14 protein-coding genes are annotated in these 16,413 nt (G+C 72.2%); 8 read left to right on the forward strand and 6 right to left on the reverse strand.

Annotated elements, in window-relative coordinates; translation table 11 throughout:
* The 4 genes from AB0J64_RS37300 to AB0J64_RS37315 form a co-directional block, all read right to left on the reverse strand.
* On the reverse strand, positions 1-1,011 hold the full coding sequence (locus tag AB0J64_RS37300; RefSeq protein ID WP_364038078.1) for a polyprenyl synthetase family protein: 1,011 nt from the start codon (positions 1,009-1,011) through the stop codon (positions 1-3).
* Positions 1,008-2,375, reverse strand: a complete 1,368-nt coding sequence (gene hpnE, locus AB0J64_RS37305; protein ID WP_364038081.1) for a hydroxysqualene dehydroxylase HpnE — start codon at positions 2,373-2,375, stop codon at positions 1,008-1,010. Before hpnE ends, AB0J64_RS37300 begins: the two co-directional genes overlap by 4 nt.
* 63 nt (positions 2,376-2,438) lie before the next feature.
* On the reverse strand, positions 2,439-3,317 hold the full coding sequence (hpnC, locus tag AB0J64_RS37310) for a squalene synthase HpnC (RefSeq protein ID WP_364038084.1): 879 nt from the start codon (positions 3,315-3,317) through the stop codon (positions 2,439-2,441).
* A gap of 83 nt (positions 3,318-3,400) precedes the next feature.
* Positions 3,401-4,186 (reverse strand): polysaccharide deacetylase family protein, encoded by a 786-nt coding sequence (locus AB0J64_RS37315; RefSeq protein ID WP_364038087.1) that lies wholly within the window; start codon positions 4,184-4,186, stop codon positions 3,401-3,403.
* A 26-nt stretch (positions 4,187-4,212) separates the two neighbouring features.
* On the opposite strand from AB0J64_RS37315, the gene AB0J64_RS37320 reads away from it, so the two are divergent.
* Positions 4,213-5,325 carry a hypothetical protein gene (locus tag AB0J64_RS37320; RefSeq protein WP_364038090.1) on the forward strand — a complete coding sequence of 371 codons (1,113 nt, stop codon included), beginning with the start codon at positions 4,213-4,215 and terminating at the stop codon, positions 5,323-5,325.
* Here AB0J64_RS37320 and AB0J64_RS37325 read toward each other — a convergent pair.
* Positions 5,285-6,154: a DMT family transporter gene (locus AB0J64_RS37325; RefSeq protein WP_364038093.1), complete on the reverse strand. Its 870-nt coding sequence runs from the start codon at positions 6,152-6,154 to the stop codon at positions 5,285-5,287. The two genes, AB0J64_RS37320 and AB0J64_RS37325, sit on opposite strands and share 41 nt — an antisense overlap.
* Complete coding sequence (locus AB0J64_RS37330; protein ID WP_364038096.1) at positions 6,151-7,149, reverse strand: squalene/phytoene synthase family protein; 999 nt, start codon at positions 7,147-7,149, stop codon at positions 6,151-6,153. Before AB0J64_RS37330 ends, AB0J64_RS37325 begins: the two co-directional genes overlap by 4 nt.
* A gap of 537 nt (positions 7,150-7,686) precedes the next feature.
* Between AB0J64_RS37330 and AB0J64_RS37335 the strand changes: the two genes are divergently transcribed.
* The 7 genes from AB0J64_RS37335 to AB0J64_RS37365 all read left to right on the forward strand — a co-directional run bounded on the left by AB0J64_RS37335 (position 7,687) and on the right by AB0J64_RS37365 (position 16,373).
* Positions 7,687-7,923 (forward strand): hypothetical protein, encoded by a 237-nt coding sequence (locus tag AB0J64_RS37335; RefSeq protein WP_364038099.1) that lies wholly within the window; start codon positions 7,687-7,689, stop codon positions 7,921-7,923.
* Positions 7,924-8,101: 178 nt separating this feature from the next.
* Complete coding sequence (locus AB0J64_RS37340) at positions 8,102-8,581, forward strand: hypothetical protein (RefSeq protein ID WP_364038102.1); 480 nt, start codon at positions 8,102-8,104, stop codon at positions 8,579-8,581.
* Between the two features lie 6 nt (positions 8,582-8,587).
* Positions 8,588-9,991, forward strand: a complete 1,404-nt coding sequence (locus tag AB0J64_RS37345; protein WP_364038105.1) for an SRPBCC family protein — start codon at positions 8,588-8,590, stop codon at positions 9,989-9,991.
* A 61-nt stretch (positions 9,992-10,052) separates the two neighbouring features.
* The gene (locus tag AB0J64_RS37350) at positions 10,053-13,544 is read left to right on the forward strand and encodes a WD40 repeat domain-containing serine/threonine protein kinase (RefSeq protein ID WP_364038108.1); all 3,492 of its coding nucleotides are present in this window, start codon (positions 10,053-10,055) and stop codon (positions 13,542-13,544) included.
* Positions 13,545-13,586: 42 nt separating this feature from the next.
* Positions 13,587-14,186, forward strand: coding sequence for a PadR family transcriptional regulator (locus AB0J64_RS37355; RefSeq protein ID WP_364038111.1), 600 nt, complete (start codon positions 13,587-13,589; stop codon positions 14,184-14,186).
* Positions 14,183-15,517, forward strand: coding sequence for an amidohydrolase family protein (locus AB0J64_RS37360; RefSeq protein ID WP_364038114.1), 1,335 nt, complete (start codon positions 14,183-14,185; stop codon positions 15,515-15,517). The genes AB0J64_RS37355 and AB0J64_RS37360 overlap by 4 nt, the downstream gene beginning before the upstream one ends.
* A gap of 109 nt (positions 15,518-15,626) precedes the next feature.
* Complete coding sequence (locus AB0J64_RS37365; protein WP_364038117.1) at positions 15,627-16,373, forward strand: methyltransferase domain-containing protein; 747 nt, start codon at positions 15,627-15,629, stop codon at positions 16,371-16,373.
* The last annotated feature ends 40 nt before the right edge of the window (positions 16,374-16,413 follow it).

Genomic DNA, 16,413 nt, shown 5'->3' on the forward strand with positions numbered 1-16,413 from the left:
TCAATGGTCCCTGGATGCGAGGAAGCGGGCGATGTGCAGAAACGAGTCCCGCACGTCCGCGGGCATGTCCGCGTCGGCGAGGTGCCGGGTCGCGGCGTCGAGACGCCGCTCGGCCTCCAGCTCGGCCCACGCCCGGCCGCCGGCCTGCTCCACCAGGCGCGCGGCGTCGTACAGGTCGGGCTCCGTCAGCGGCTGCGGCCGGGCCAGCAGTTCGGCGAGGCGGCGTCCTGCCTCCGTCCGGCCCGTGAGCGCGGCGACCACGGGCAGGCTCTTCTTACGGGTCCGCAGGTCCGACAGCACCGGCTTGCCCGTCGCCTCGGTCCTGCCCCAGATGCCGAGGAGGTCGTCGGCCAGCTGGAACGCCAGCCCCGCCTCGGTGCCGAACGCGGCCAGGGAGGCGGCCAGACCGGTAGGGCCCTCGACCGCCGTGACGCCGATCGAGCAGGCGCAGGCCAGCAGCGCGGCGGTCTTGCGCCGCGACATCCGCAGGCACTCCTCCCTCGTCACGTCGTCGCGGTCCTGGAACGCCAGATCCTGGGCCTGGCCCGCGATGAGCGAGAGCGTGGCCAGGTTGAGCGCGCGGGCCGCCGCCACGTAGCCGGGGGTGCCCTGTTCCAGCAGGAGGTCCCCGGCCAGCGTCAGCAGGGCGTTGCCGCAGAGGATCGCCGCCGAGCGGCCGAAGACGGTCCAGGCGGCCGGCCGGTGCCGGCGTACCGGGTCGTCGTCCATGACGTCGTCGTGCAGCAGCGAGAACGCGTGCACGAGCTCCACCGCGGCGGCGGCGGGCAGGCACCGCGCGACGTCCGCGCCGGCCGCCCGGCCCGACAGCACCGCGAGCGTGGGCCGCAGCGCCTTGCCGCCGCCGGCGCGGGGCTGCCCGGAGTCGTCGGTCCAGCCGAAGTGGTAGCGGGCGACGCGCGCGGTGTGCGGGTCGAGGCGGCCGACGGCCTCGCGCAGCACCGGCTCGACGAGCTCGCGGGCCGCCTCGGCGGGTGGCAGGGTCAGGGTCATGGCGCGTTCTCCTGATCTCGTATGTGCCGCCTGACCAGGCGAGCCGCGTGGAGTCCGCTGCGCACGGCCCCCTCCATCGTGTCGGGCCAGCCGGTGTCGGTCCACGCGCCGGCGAGGTAGAGGCCGGGCCACCGGGTGGCGCTCTGCGGGCGGAGCGCCCCGCTGCCGGGGGCCTGGCGGAACGTCGCGCGCCGTTCCCTGGTGACGAAGAAGTCCGTCATCCGGGCCCGCCGCGCGGCCGGGAACACCGATCGCAGTGCCGGGACGAAGACCTCGCGGAGGTCCGCGGTCGGCCGGTCGATCCAGGTGTCCGCCACCGACACGGACACCGCCAGGTACTGCCCTCCGCGCAGCCCCGCGACGCGGGTCTTGTCGAACACCCACTGCACCGGCGAGCCGGTGACCGCGACGAACGGCACCCGCATGACCGGCCGGTCGTAGACCGCGTGGACATTGATGATCGGGCTCGCGTCCAGGCCGCTCCACCTGTCCTGGCCGGGCGCCGCCCCGGGCGGGACCAGATGCGCGGCCTGCTCGTGACGCGTGGCCACGACGACCGCCGACGCCTCGATCCTGGTGCCGTCCACGATGACGGCCGGTCCCCGCTCGATGGCCGTGACCTTCGCCGACAGTCGTACGGCGCCGCCGCGCCGCATGATGGCGGCCCTGGCGGCGGTGTCGTGCAGCTCGCCGAGCGGAACCAGGGGGATGCCCAGGTCCGCGGCGTCCGGCCGGCCGAGCAGGGCGGTCTTGAACACCTTCACCGCCGGGCCGAGCGCCGCGTCGTCGACCCCCGTGTTCAGGGCCGCCACCGCGAGCAGCTCCCAGAGCGCCTGACGCACCGGGGCCCGCTGGCCGTGCGCCGCCAGCCAGCGCCCGAACGTCACCGTGTCGAGCAGCGGATCGGCCGGATCGAGCCGGCCCAGCGCGATCGAGCCGCGCAGGGCCTGGATCCGGTCGCCCGGCCCGAGCAGGCGGTAGCCCGCGAGCGCGGGCACGAAGTGGAGCGGCCCCGGCAGCGCGGCGCGGCGCAGCCGCCCGGCCCGGCCCGCCGTGCCGAGCACCCGCACGTCGAACCGGCTCTGCAGGTCCACCAGCGCGGTGCCGCCGATCCGTTCCAGGAGTCCCCGGTACGCCGTGCAGCAGCGGAGGAAGACGTGCTGGCCGTTGTCCACCGTCAGCCCGCCGCGCTGGAACGAGTACGTGGCGCCGCCCAGCCTCGGGCGGGCCTCGTACAGCGTCACGGGGCAGCCGGCCTCGGCGAGGGCGATGGCCGCGGAGATGCCGGCCAGGCCGCCGCCGACGACCGCCACCGGAGCGATGCCCATCGGCGGAGCCCGGCGCGGCTCTGGTGTGATGCTCATCGCAGGCTCCTCGCGGGTATGGCCCGATGCTCGTCGGACCCGTCGGCGGCCACCGCCCGGCTCTCAGGCCGACGGCAGGCGTTGGAGACCCGCACCGGGGCACCTCATGGTCATCAGGACACGGGTCCACTCCGCGAGCAGGCGTGCGCGGCGTGGCCGGACGGCACGGCCCAGAACGTCGTAGCGGGCGCTTCTCAGCGCCGCCAGGGTCGCGTGGCCGCCCGCGACGTAGCCCGCGACCGCCGTACGGGCGAAGCCGGACAGCGAGGCGACGATCGGCTCGCCTTCCGCCAGCAGTCTCCCGGCCCGCGCGGCCTGCACCGCGACCACCTCGCGCAACCCCGGTGACGTGGCCGCCGCCGCGAGATGGCCGGCCGGGCAGCCCGCCCGCCGCAGATCCTCCTGCGGCAGGTAGACCCGCCCGCGCCGGTAGTCCTCGCCCACGTCCTGGCAGTGCTCGATGACCTGCAACGCCGAGCACACCCGGTCCGACAGGGCCTGGCGGGCTCCGCTCGTCTCCCCGAACACGTGCAGCACGATCCGGCCGACCGGGTTCGCCGACAACGCGCAGTAGCCGAGGAGGTCGTCGAACGTCTCGTAGCGGGTGACCGTCTGGTCGCGCCGGTTGGCCTCGATGAGGTGGTGGAACGGCTCGGCGGGAATCGAGCACTCCCGGACGGTGCGGGCCAGCGCGTGGACCGGCCGCAGCCTGGGGACCTGACCGTCGTACAGGCGGGCCAGGTCGGCCTCGAACTCCGCCAGCAGCCGCAGGCGGTCATCGGGACGCTCCTCGTCACCCACGTCGTCCACCGACCGCGCGAAGCCGTACACGGCCATGAGGTGGTCGCGGTGCCGGCGCGGCAGCAGCCGCGAGGCCACCGGGAAGTTCTCCCGGCGCGCCTTTTCCGCCAGCTCCCGCGAATGGCCACTCTGTGACAGCACGAAAGGGAAATTATCCGCCGCGGGGCGGCGCAAACCCGACGGCCGCGCCACTATGTTCTGTTTCCATTTAATTGGCCTGGCATTTACGCGGTGACAGGCTCATGGAAATAGGCGTTTGAATGCGCGGGGAAAGGGGGAGTGGCTTTTATGGAAATACGGGCCGGCACGCCGTGGTCGCGCAGCGGCCCCACTCTCAGGCCCATGAGCCGGCAGCGCTCCACGAGCGCGGGCAGGGCGTCGAGCGCCGATCGCCAGGCACCCGGAACGGAGGCGTGGTCGGAGTCATGGAGCAGGACGGTCGCCCCGCCGCGCAGCCCGGCCGCGACGGTGGCCAGCACCGAGTCCGGCGTGGCCGCCTCCTCCCAGTCCCTGCCCCAGACGGTCCACAGCACGGGGCGCAGCCCTCGCCGGCGGGCCGAGACCAGCGCTTCGAGGCTCAGCGCCCCGTAGGGAGGGCGGTACCACACCGGCTCGACGCCGCCGACGGCCCGCACCAGGTCGGCGGTCCGGCCGATCTCGGCCGTCAGCCGGCCCGGCGGGGCGATCAGGGCGTTGCCGTGCCCCCAGCCGTGCACGGCCAGCTCATGCCCCTCGGCCACGATGCGGCGGCCCAGCCACTGGTGGCGTTCGAGCAGCTCGCCGAGGACGAAGAAGGTGGCCTGGCAGCCGAGCCGGCCCAGCTCGTCCAGGAAGCGCGGGGTCGAGCCGGGATGGGGTCCGTCGTCGAAGGTGAGCGCGACGTGGCCGGGGTCGCCGGCGCCGGCGAGCGCGGGCACGCGTCGCCGGACCGAGGGCAGCCAGGTGGCGGCCGGGCCCGCGTGCGCCAGCGCCAGGCAGGCCAGCCCGAGAGGCAGGGCGAGACGGGTCATCGCCCTACCGCCCGGGGTGTCCGGTCATGAGCCCCTGGCCTCGCCGCCGGCGGGTGCTCATCCTCAGCGCGTCGATGGGCACCGGCCATGACGGCGTGGCCGCCGAGCTGGCCGCCCGGCTCGCCGCCGAGCATGCGGATTCAGAGATCATCGATGTCCTCCGCCTCTTCCCGCTCCGGCTGGGATCGGCGCTGCGCTGCGGGTATCGCTGGATGATCCTGCGCGCCCCCTGGCTCTACGAACTCATCTACCAGGTCTTCTTCGTCGGCAAACGGGCGCCGGCGACGTCCCCGCTCACGGTGCTCGCCGCCGCCCGCCTCCGCAGGCTCGTCGCCTCCCGCCGGCCCGACGAGGTCGTCTCGACCTTCCATCTGGCCGCGCAGCTCACGGGACGGCTGCGCGAGCGCGGCGCGCTGCCCTGCCCGAGCACGGTGCTGGTCACGGACTTCGCGGTGCACCGGCTCTGGGTCCATCGCGGCAACGACCGGTACCTGTGCTCGAACCCCGACATCGTCGGGCAGATCGCCGCCCTGACCGGCCGGCCCGTGCTCCGCTGTGCCCCGGTCGTACGCCCGGAGTTCGCGCGGGCGGTGGCCGATCCCGGGCGGGTGGCCGCCGGCCTCGGCGTGGACCCCGGCGCCCGGCTCGTGCTGGTGTCGGGAGGGTCATGGGGGGTCGGGCAGATCGTCGCGACCGTGCGCGCCCTGGCGGGGTCGGGACGGTACACGCCGCTCGTCCTGTGCGGCGGCAACGCCGGACTGCGGCGGCGCCTGCGGCAGGCGGGGCTGGGCCCCGCGCTCGGCTGGCGCGACGACGTGCCGGAGCTCATGGCGGCCGCGTACGCGCTGGTCGACAACGGCGCCGGGCTGACCTGCGAGGAGGCTTTCGCGGCGGGACTGCCGGTCATCATCCACCGGCCGATCCCCGGTCACGGCCGCGACGGCGCACGGGCGATGGCCAGGGCCGGGGTGAGCCTGCACACCCGCACCACGCCGGCGCTGCTGGCGGCGCTGGACCTCCTCGAGGACGAGCGGTCGCGCAAGCGCCAGACCGGCAGGGCGTCCGCGCTGTTCTCCTCGATGCCGGCGCAGGCCGGCCTCATTTCCCTGTCGAGGTGGTCACGCCCTGGCCCTGGATGAGCGGCGACCTGGTCAGCTCGATGACGCCGAAGACCATGAGCCCGATGCCCGCCACCTCGTACACGATCCACGGGCCGGTGCGGATCGGCTCACCGAACATCAGCGCGCCGTACAGGATGCCCGCTATGGGGTCGCTGATGGTCAGCGCCGGCTGAGCGATCACCAGCGAGCCGCTGTGCAGGGCGTTCTGCAGCAGGAACAGGCTGCACAGGCCCGCCGCCACCATCGCGTACAGCGGCCAGGACACCAGCAGCGCGCCCGGGTCCTCCTGCGCGATCGACGTGCACTCCTTGATGAGCGTGGCTGTGAAGGCGAAGCCGAGTCCGCCCGCCACGCCCAGCGCCGCGGGACGGACGGCACCCCTGGTCAGGGAGGCCACCGCCACCAGCACGGCGATGGTGCCCGCGGTCACGACGGTGGCGACGATCCATCGGGTCGCGTCGGGCGACCACCGGCCGGTGCCGGGAGCCGCCGCCGTGAGGAATGCCGCCAGCCCGGCCGACAGCGCGCCGATCGCCAGCCACGACCGCCTGTCCAGGACCGTGCCGAACGCCCCCGACAGAATGATCATTGTGAACGGCAGCTCGACCACCAGGACGGGCTGGACCAGGGCGATGCCTCCCATCGACAGCGCGGCCGCCTGGAAGACGAAGCCCGCGATCAGCGCCACGATGCCCCACAGCCACACCGGATGCCGGAGCAGCGCCCAGATCAGGCCCAGCCGCAACCCCAGCTCCGGCGGCACCGATCGGGCCGCGCGTCGCTGCAGAACCGACGCGACGGCGTTGGACAGCGCCGCGAGCACCGCGAGCAGCGCGGCAGTGATCAAGGGGATCCGGTCCGATCGGCCGGACGGTCTCTCACCCGCCGGACCTGGGTGAGAGCGTGCACCGCGACCAGGGACTTCTCCCTCGTCGTCAGGGACAGCCGGGCGTTCAGTGCCCGTCTTGGGTCGGCGGTGATGCGGTCGAGCAGGCACCGGTAGATGCCGGCCATGGTCGCCGTGCAGGCGGCGCTCCGCGCGTCCAGCATGGGCAGCAGGCGCATGCCGGTGGTGAACCAGTCACGTGCCCGGTCCGCCTCGAACCGGACGAGGCCGGCCAGGCGCTCCGGCGGGTCGCGGAACCGGCCGGATGAGTCGATGTCCAGGGTGCAGCCGAACCGCTCCAGGTCCTGGGCGGGCAGGTAGATCCGCCCGGACAGGCGGTCCTCCCGCAGGTCGCGGAGGATGTTGGTGATCTGCAGGGCCACGCCGAGCGCGTCCGCGAGCGGCGTGGCCGCCTCGACGTCGTCCGCGCCGAACACGCCCAGCGAGAGCCGCCCGATCGATCCGGCGACGCACCGGCAGTAGCCTTCCAGGTCCGCGAACGTCACGTACGTCCTGCCGCGCACGTCGGCGGCGCAGCCGTCGACGAGGTCGGCGAAGGCCGCCAGCGGGATCGGATAGCGGTCGGCGGCCTCGAGCAGCGCCACCAGCACGAGGTCGTGCGTCGTGGGCGCGCTCCCGTCGAGCAGCCCGCAAACGGTGTCGAGGCGGGCCAGCCGCTGCCCGGCCGGGCCGTCCCCGTCGGCGATGTCGTCGATCCTGCGCGCCAGCGCGTAGACGGCGCTCAGCGCGCGCCGCTTGGGGGCCGGCAGCAGCCGCAGACCGTACGAGAAGTTACGGGCCTGACTGCGCATGATCTGCTCGCAGTGCCGGTACGCCTCATCGACGCCCGGGGCTCCGCCTGCTTCCCGCGAGGAGACGGGGCCATGTCGTCGCCAGAGATTTGCGGCGCGGGCGAACATCATGGCCGCATCGGCCGCTTGCGTGTTTTCCCCCATGGCATGAGTCATGGCTGTCCGTTATGTCGCGGCAATAAACTCGAACAACGGCCTCGTAAAGGGCTGCCAGGCCATGGCCGGGCGACTAATTTACGTGCGGATGAAGAATGAGGTCGCTCGCGGTAATCGGCCGGGAATTTCGTGGCACTGCGTTTTCAAGGCTCGTCGGACCGGGCGCGGGACAGCGGCGCCTTCGGCGGGGTCTGCCGCGGGCACGGGAGCGATGCGTCGGCGGGCGGTCTCACGCCGGCGAGCAGGAGAACCTGGTCGATCCATGCCTCTATGACGGAAGAGGAAGGCGGTGGGAGCTCCATGTCTGTCATCTCGTCCCCCCTTGAGAGGTGCTCGGGGGGAGTCGTCATGATCTGCCCGGGACGGTCACCCGGACAACACGGATAGTAGCAATCAGTCACGATCGGGCGGTGTACCGCCCCGAGGTGGCGGCGGCCCCCTCGGAAGCTTTACCCCGTCGCGAGTTACCGGATCCGCCGGAGGGCAGGCGGAGGGACGGTGAGTCGTCGATCGAAGGAGTGGACCATGGTCGTCAGCCGCACCGCCGTCGAGGACCGGCCACAGGTCACGCTGCCCGTGCTCGGCACGGTCCCCCTGCCGGAGCCCGAGCATCTCGCCTTCTACGCGGCACTTCTCGCGCTGGGGGTGCTGGAGATCGTCGAATGGCCCGTCGTGGGTGTCGTCGCCATCGGCCATTTCCTGGCCGGCCAGCACCGCTTCGCCGTCCTGCGGGAGGTCGGAGAGGCCGCGGAGGCTGCCTGATGCGGTGTGCGGCAGGGGAGGGCGCCGGCGTCGCGACCATGACCGCAAATCTCTGGTCTCGGCCGCTCAAAGTCTGAGCAACTTTCGCCTGTATCGGGTTCTTTGTCCTGTTTGAGGGCAGCCCACCGGCAAGCGCCTCGGCCACGGCAACAGGCTTCGAGAACAAGGAGCACTGATCATGTCGAACACGTCACGGATAGCCTTTGCCGTGCTCGCGGGCTACTACCTCGGACGGCGTCGCAAGTTGCGCATGGCCGCGGCGTTGGCGCTGGCAGGGCTGATGGGTCGCGCGCGCATGGCCGAGGGCGGTGGCCTGCTGGGGCAGGGGATCAAGGCCCTGCGCTCCTCCGCCGAGATCGGGGAGATCACCGACCGCCTCCGCGGGGACCTGATGGAGGTCGGCAAGGCGGCGGCGGTGGCGGCGACCAGCAGGCAGATCGACTCTCTGAGCAACAGGCTGCACGAACGCGCCGAGTCTCTGCGTACGCAGGGGACGGCGCAGGAGACCCGCCGGCCCGCCAGGGAGGAGGAAGAAGACTACGAGGACTTGGATTACGAGGACGAGGGCGAGGACTACGAGGAAGAGGAGGAGCTCCCGCCTCGGAGGGTGCAGCGGCGAGCCCGTCCTGTGCGAGGAGCCGGCCAGTCGCGGAGGTGAGTTCGAGTGACTGAGACGAGAGCCGGACGGGCCGGTCAGACGGTCCGAGGAACCGGCCGGGCGGTGACGGGAACGGCCAGGAGCGTCGCGGGCACGGCCAAGAGTGCCGGTCAAGGAGCGGCCGGTACGGCAAGGAGCGCCGGTCAAGGAGCGGCCGGCGCAGCCAGGAGCGCCGGTCAAGGAGCGGCCGGCGCGGCGGCGGAGACGGTCAAGAAGGCCGGGGGCGCGATCATGGAGGGCCTGCCGACCAGCCGGCTCGTACAGGAGGCCCAGAACCTGCTGCAGGCGTTGAGCGAGCGCTTGATCGAGACCGCGGAAGAGAAGGTCGAGGATCTCACCGAACGGCTGACCGACTACGCGGAGAACGGTGGCAAGAGCCTCATCAGCGCGGTCACCGGCTCAGAGAACCCCGGCGGTGTGCTGGGCGGCGCCCTCAAGGGCGGGCTCAAAGGCGGCCTCAAGGGCGGTGTCACCGGCGGGCTCAAGGCAGGCGTGAAGGGGGTGTGGCAGAAGATCACCGGGAAGGCCGGTGGCAAGGGCGGCAAGCTGAAGATCGTCAACATCGTCGAGTCGATCGACATCGGCGCTCCGCGCCGCCTGGTGTATGACCAGTGGACCCAGTTCCAGGACTTCCCGACCTTCATGAAGAAGGTGGAGACGGTCAATCAGGAAAGCGACGAGAAGCTCTCCTGGAAGGCCCAGGTCTTCTGGTCCCACCGGACGTGGAAGTCGCACATCGTCGAGCAGATCCCGGACCAGCACATCATCTGGCGGTCCGAGGGCGCGAAGGGCTATGTGGACGGAGCCGTGACGTTCCACGAGCTCACCGACAACCTGACCCGGGTCCTGGTGGTGCTGGAGTACCACCCGCAGGGGCTCTTCGAGCGCACCGGCAACCTGTGGCGCGCCCAGGGCCGGCGGGCGAGGCTGGAGCTCAAGCACTTCAGGCGGCACGTGATGGCGCACCTCCTGCTGAAGCCCGAGGACGTCGGCGACGGCTGGCGCGGCGAGATCCGCGACAGCGAGGTCGTCAAGGACCACGAGACGGCGATGGAGGAGGAGCGCGCCAGGCAGGAGGAGGAAGAGAAGCCCGAAGAGGAAGAGTACGAGGAGGAAGAGCGGCCCGAGGAGGAAGAGCCAGAAGAGGAAGAGCGGCCCGAGGAGGAAGCACGCGAGCGGGCCGAAGAGGAGGAGCCCGAGGAGGAGGAAGAAGAGGAGCCTGAGGAGGAGGAAGAGGAAGAAGAAGAGCCCGAAGAGGAGGAAGAGCCGCAACGGGCCGAAGAGGAAGAGCCCGAGGAGGAAGAGGAGCCCGAGGAGGAGCCGGTCGGCGCGCGCCGCCCCGCCAGAGGCCAGACGCGCCGGGCACCTACCGGACAGCGCCCCGTCCGCCGCCGCCGCGAGACGGAGTAGGCGCGGCAGCCGGGCGGCACCACCGGGCAACTTTGGCGCGCCCGGCTGCATCTAATCCGCCGTGGAGGCGTTGATCGCGGGGGACCCGCAGCGCATCGGGGAGTACTGGCTGGCCGGGCGCCTGGGCGCGGGAGGTCAGGGCGTCGTGTACGACGCCTACGACCCTGAGGGCCGCCGGGTGGCGGTGAAGGTGCTGCACGCGGCCGGCGATCGCGGGCGCTTCGCCAAGGAGGCGGCCGCGGCGGGGCAGGTGGCCTCGTTCTGCACCGCCCGGCTGCTGGCCGCCGAGCTCGACGGCGGCAAGCCGTACCTGGTCTCGGAGTACGTCCCGGGTCCGAGCCTGCGCGAGGCCGTACGGGACGGGCGGCGATTCACCGGGGACGACCTGCACCGGCTGGCGACGGCGGTGGCCACGGCGCTCACCGCGATCCACGAGGCGGGCGTCGTCCACCGCGACCTCAAGCCGGACAACGTGCTGCTCGGCCCGGACGGGCCACGCGTGATCGACTTCGGCATCGCCAGAACCCTGGACATGTCGCTGACCAGGACCGGCGAGCTGGCGGGAACCCCCACCTACATGGCGCCCGAGGTGCTGACCGGGCAGCGCGCGGGTGCGGCGGCCGACGTGTTCGCGTGGGGCGCCATCATGGTGTTCGCGGCCACCGGGTTCGACCCGTTCGGCGGCGAGAACCTGGGCGGCGTCATGCACCGCGTGCTGACCCACCATCCGGACCTGAGCGCTCTGCCGCCGCGGCTGGCCGCGCTGGTCGAGGCCGCGATGGAGAAGGACCCGTCGGTGCGGCCCAGCGCCCGCGACCTGCTGCTGGCGCTGGTCAGCGGCGACGGGTCCGACATGCGCGGGTTGCTGGCGGCCGGGATCCGCAGCGCCGAGGGGATGCGGGGGCCCGACCGGGGCGATCCCGCGCTGGGCACGATCGCCGAGGACGCCTACGGCGCGCTCGGCCCCGAGGAGCGTGACCTGGCGGCCGAGGTGTTCCTGCGGCTGGTCGCGGTGAACGCCGACGGCCAGGAGACGCTGCGCCGGGCCGCGCCCGAGGAGCTGTTCGGCGGCCGCCCAGAACAGGAGGCGGCGGCCGTCCGGCGCGTCCTGGAGGCGTTCTCGTACGTGGTCGCCGTCAAGGACGACTCGATCGTCCTGTCGCGCCCGGGACTGCTGCGGGCCTGGCCGCGCCTGCGCATGTGGGTGGAGGCCGACCGCACCGGTCTGGCCGTGCTCGGCGAGATCAACGCGGCGGCGCGGCACTGGGACGAGCACGGGCGGCGCGACGGCGACGTGCTGCAGGGCAGCCGCCTGGAGGAGGCGCTGAGCTGGGCGGCGACCGGCCGCAGGCATCTGACGCTGACCCCGTTCGAACGCGATTTCCTGCGCGCGGGCACCGAGCTGACCAAGAAGCGCGGCCGGCGCAGGACACTGGTCACCACGGCGCTGGCGGGGCTGCTGGTGGTGGCGCTGGCGGCGGGCGGGGTGGCCGTGTGGCAGCGCGGTCAGGCCGTCGAGCGGCTCGACATCCTGACCGCCAAGCAGGTCGCGGCCGAGGCCGACCGCCTGCGCACGGCCGATCCGACCCTCGCCATGCTGCTCAGCGTGGCCGCCTACCGGGTGTCGCCGCAGCCGGAGGCGCGCTCCAGCCTGATGGCCTCGCTCCAGCAGCGGGAGACGGCCGTCTTCCGCGATCCACCGGTCAAGGGCGTGGGCCGGCGGGTGCTGAGCCGCGACGGGCGCACGCTCGTCAGCTTCAGCGAGGGCGGCGTCAACGTGTACGACGTGCGCACCGGCAGGCGGACGGCGAGCTGGCCCAAGATGACCTTGAAAGGGATGACCCTCCAGAACCCCGCGCTGAGCCGCAGCGGACGCCTGCTCGCCCAGACCACCACGGACGAGCTCGGGGTATGGGATCTGAAGACCGGTAAGACGCTGGTGCGGATGTCTCTGCCGGCGACCGGGAACGGTGGCTACGGCGTCGTGTTCGGCGAGCACGAGACGACGCTCGTGGTCACCGTCGCCGAGGATGTCCCCTTCCTCATCGACGTGAGCACCGGCAAGCGGTTCGGCCGGTTCGTCTATGCGAACCGGACGTGGGCGCAGACCCCCGCGCCGCTCGTGGACCTGACCGGCAGGCACCTGCTGCTGCCCGGCCACCGCTTCGACCAGCTCGCCCTGCCCGGCTGGACGGTCGAGCGCCCCTTCCCGGCCTGCGTGAAGAGCCACGTGCTGGCGGCGTACAGCCAGGACGGCAAGACCCTGGCCTGCGTCGACGTCGCGGGCGACATCGCCCTTCTGGACGCCGTCACCGGGCACCGGCGCAAGCTGAAGGAGGTGCTGAACTGCGATCTCTGCGACGAATTCGCACGGCTCAGGTTCAGCGCCGACGGCCGCTACATCGCCGGCTTCAAAGGCCGCGATGTGGAGGTCCTGCGGATCAGTGACCAGAGGGAAATCCTGCGCTATCGCGCCGAGGGCGATCTCGGCGACGTCCGCTTCGACCCGGACGGCAGGACACTGCGCTACCTCATCGACGACGCCGTCATCAGCGTGGACCTCCAGCCACGCATCCCCGCTGTCCTCCTGCCCAACCCTCCGGTGCTCAGCCGCGACGGCCGCTGGGCGGTGGCCAGGAAGAACAGCTCCGCCCTGAGCGTGTTCGACCTCCGCACGCGCAAAGAGGTGCGCCGCATACCCCTCGCCGAGGAAGACGATCTCAGCGAGAAGTTCGATGACTTCGGCACCAAGCTTGCCACCGTGGGCGACGAAACGGTCACCCTGTGGGACGTCGGCACCGGGAAGAAGCTATGGTCGCGGCGGGCGAGCCACGGTTACTACACTCCTGTGTTCGCCAACTTCAGCACCGACGGGCGCCGGCTCACCATGACCCTTTACTACGGCCAGAATGCGCAGGTCGAAGAGTTGGTGCTGGACATCGCCGACGGCCACGTGGTGGCCTTGTACAAGACCCGGATCACCGACGGACCCTTCCTTCCGGGACGGCAGGTGTTCGCCTCGCTTGACGGCAGGCTCGTCGACATGATGACCGGCAAGCCCGTCGGCGCCGGGTTCGGCGAGACCAACGCGCTGGCCATCAGCCGCGACGGGCTCATGGCCGTCCACGAGTCCGCCAGCCACAGGATCCGCCTGTGGGACGTCAAGGACCCGACCGCACCGGCCGCTCTGCCTCCAGCTCTGCCCCGCGCCGCCGGCGCCATCGCCGCCCTGGAATTCTCGCTGGACGGCAGGAGGCTCGCCACGGTCACCGACGGGGGCGTGCTGGAGCTCTGGGACGTCCAGGCCAGGCGCAGGCTGGGCACCTCGTACGCGGCGGGCGACTTCGACCCCTCGTCCATGGCCTTCAGCGCCGACGGGAGCATCCTGTACGTGGGCGCGCAGGACGGCCTGAAGGCCGGCGTCGTGTACGAGGTGCCCGTGGGCGACGCGCTCGTGGCCGGGAAGGTGTGCGCGCGGGCCGGCCGCACGCTCTCGGCCGCCGAGTGGAACCAGTACCTCGCGGACGTGCCCTACCGGAACGTGTGCGCATAACGGGGATTGCTCTCACACGACTACTCGTGTTTGAGTAGTCGCGTGAACAGTTCACGGCTTTTCGTGCTGGGGATGCTCGCGCGCAAGGGGCCCATGCACGGGCACCAGATCCGCCGGGCAGCGCAGATCGACCGGACCGACCTGTGGGCCGATGTCAAACCCGGATCGCTGTACGGCGCGCTGCACCGGATGGAGGGCGAGGGCCTGATCGAGGCCGTCCGCACCGAGCAGGAGGGCAAGATGCCCGCACGCACGGTCTACGGCATCACCGAGGAGGGCCGGCGGGAACTGCACGCCCAGCGGGACGAGGCGCTGCGCCGGGTGGCCCTGCCGCCTGACCCGGCCGATCTCGCCCTGCAGTTCACCGACGACATGGCCGAGCAGACGCTCGGCGGCGTCCTGCGGAACCGGCGCGAGGCGTACGCCACGCAACTGCAGGCCATGCGGAACATGCGCGAGGAGGCGGACCCCTACCTCACCGACCTGGAACGCATGACGTTCCAGCACACGCTCGCGCGGCTGGAGACAGAGGTCGCCTGGCATGACGAGGTCCTGCGGCGGCTGCCGAAGCTCGTCGCCGACGACGACCGCCACCGCAGCCGGAGCGCCCGGCCGGACACCCCCGAAGGAGACAGCGCATGACCCACCGGATCCTGGTGCGAGGCGGCCACGTCGTCTCGATGGACGACGCCGTGGGCGACCGGCCCGGCTGCGACATCCTGATCGAGGACGACGTCATCGCCGCCGTCGAACCGGGCCTCGACCCGGCCGGCGCGGACGAGGTCATCGACGCCCGCGACACCGTCGTCATCCCGGGCTTCGTCGACACGCACCGGCACCTGTGGATGACCGTCCTGCGCGGCACCCAGGCGGACGAGACCCTGGGCGGCTACCAGCAGACCGTGCAGGGCCCGCTCCCGTTCGCCGTCCAGCCGCAGGACGTCTACGCGGGCACGCTGCTCGGGGCCTGGGAGGCGCTGAACGCCGGCATCACCACAGTGCTGGACTACGCCCATCTCAACCCCACGCTCGAGCATGCCGAGGCAGGCATCCGCGCGCTGCGCGAAACAGGCATCAGGGCGCTCTACGCGCACGGCTCGGTCTTCGGCGTGCGACGCCCGTGGGGCTCCCCCGAGCAGGCGGAGTACGTACGGGAGCTGCTGCGCCCCAGGCAGGACGATCGGCTGCTCACCTTCGGCATCGCCTTCGGCGCCCCGTACGGGGAGGCCGACTGGGCGCTGGCCGCCGAGCTGGACGTCCCGGCCACCCTGCACGCCTGCGTCCGCTCGGCCGGCGCCTGGCCCGCCTCGCACACGATCGAGGAGCTGAACGCCCGCGGTCTGCTGCGGGCGGGAACGGTGTACTCGCACTGCACCATCGCCACCGACGCGGAGCTGAAGCTCATCGCCGACAGCGGCGGCCACGTGTCGGTCTCGCCGTACGTGGAGATGGCCATGGGCCACGGCCGCCCCGTGATCACTCGCGCTCTGGCGCAGGGGCTGCTTCCCTCGCTCGGGGCGGACGTGGTCAGCAGCGGGCCGGGCGACATGTTCTCGCTGATGCGCGCCGCGTTCGGCCAGGCCCGCGCGGAGACGGTGCCCGACGACCCCGACGCGCCCTACCGGCCGGGCCTGACCGCCCGTGACGTGCTGCGCTTCGCGACGGCGGGCGGCGCCGCCGCCTGCGGGCTGGGCGACATCACCGGCTCGCTCACCCCGGGCAAGCGCGCCGACCTGGTGACGGTACGGACGGACCAGATCAACACGATGCCGGCCGGCGACCCCGTCGGCGTGGTGGTGGCCAACGCCGACGTCTCCACCATCGACACGGTGCTCGTCGGAGGCGTCGCGCGCAAGCGCGGTGGCCGCCTCCTGGCCGACCTGCCCGGGCTGCGCGACCTGGCACGGGACGCGGCCGCCAGGCTGCGTCAGCACGCGGGAAATTCGGTTGCCGCGCACGCGGGCCAGGGTTAGAGTCCCCAACCATCATCTCGTGACGGAGGAGTTGCTTTTATGCGTGTCGATGGCGTTCGTTACCAGTCCACCTCGGTAAACCCGTCATCACATGTAAGGACTCCATCCCTTGGATCTGCCACGTAGTTTCACCATCCGGGAGAGCAGCCACCGGATCCTCAACCCGTTCACCCCGGACAAGCTCGCCACGCTGGGCGCCGCCATCGGGCTGCGCAAGGGCGCTTCCGTGCTCGACCTCTGCTGTGGCAAGGGCGAGCTGCTGTCCACCTGGGCCCGCGACCACGGCGTCACCGGGACCGGCGTGGACATCAGCACGGTCTTCCTGACCGCCGCGCGCGAGCGCGCCGCCGAGCTCGGCGTCAGCGACCAGGTGGCCTTCGTGCACGGCGACGCCGCCACCCATGTGGCGGCCGAGCCGGTGGACGTGGCGGCGTGCGTCGGGGCGACCTGGATCGGCCAGGGCGTCCCCGGGACCGTCGCGCTGCTGGAGCGCAGCCTGCGCCCCGGCGGCGTGATGCTGATCGGCGAGCCCTTCTGGCGGGCCGAGCCGCCCAGCCAGGAAGCCGTCGAAGCGTGCCACGTCCGATCCCGTGACGGCTACGAGACGCTGCCCGGGCTCGTCGAGCTCTTCGCCGGCCTCGGCTACGACCTCGTCGAGATGGTCCTGGCCGACCAGGACAGCTACGACCGTTACCGCGCCGCCCAGTGGCTGAACGTCCGTACCTGGCTGGACGCCAACCCCGACGACGAGCTCGCCCCCGAGCTCAGGGACGAGCTGTCGACCGCGCCGCTGCGCTACACCAGGTACGAGCGGTCCCTGCTCGGCTGGGGCGTGTTCGCGCTGATGAAGCGCTGACGTTCCCCGTTCCGGCCCCGGTCGGCGCCACGATCACCTC

It is taken from the genome of Nonomuraea sp. NPDC049695 (assembly GCF_040674955.1).
Lineage (GTDB): Bacteria > Actinomycetota > Actinomycetes > Streptosporangiales > Streptosporangiaceae > Nonomuraea > Nonomuraea helvata.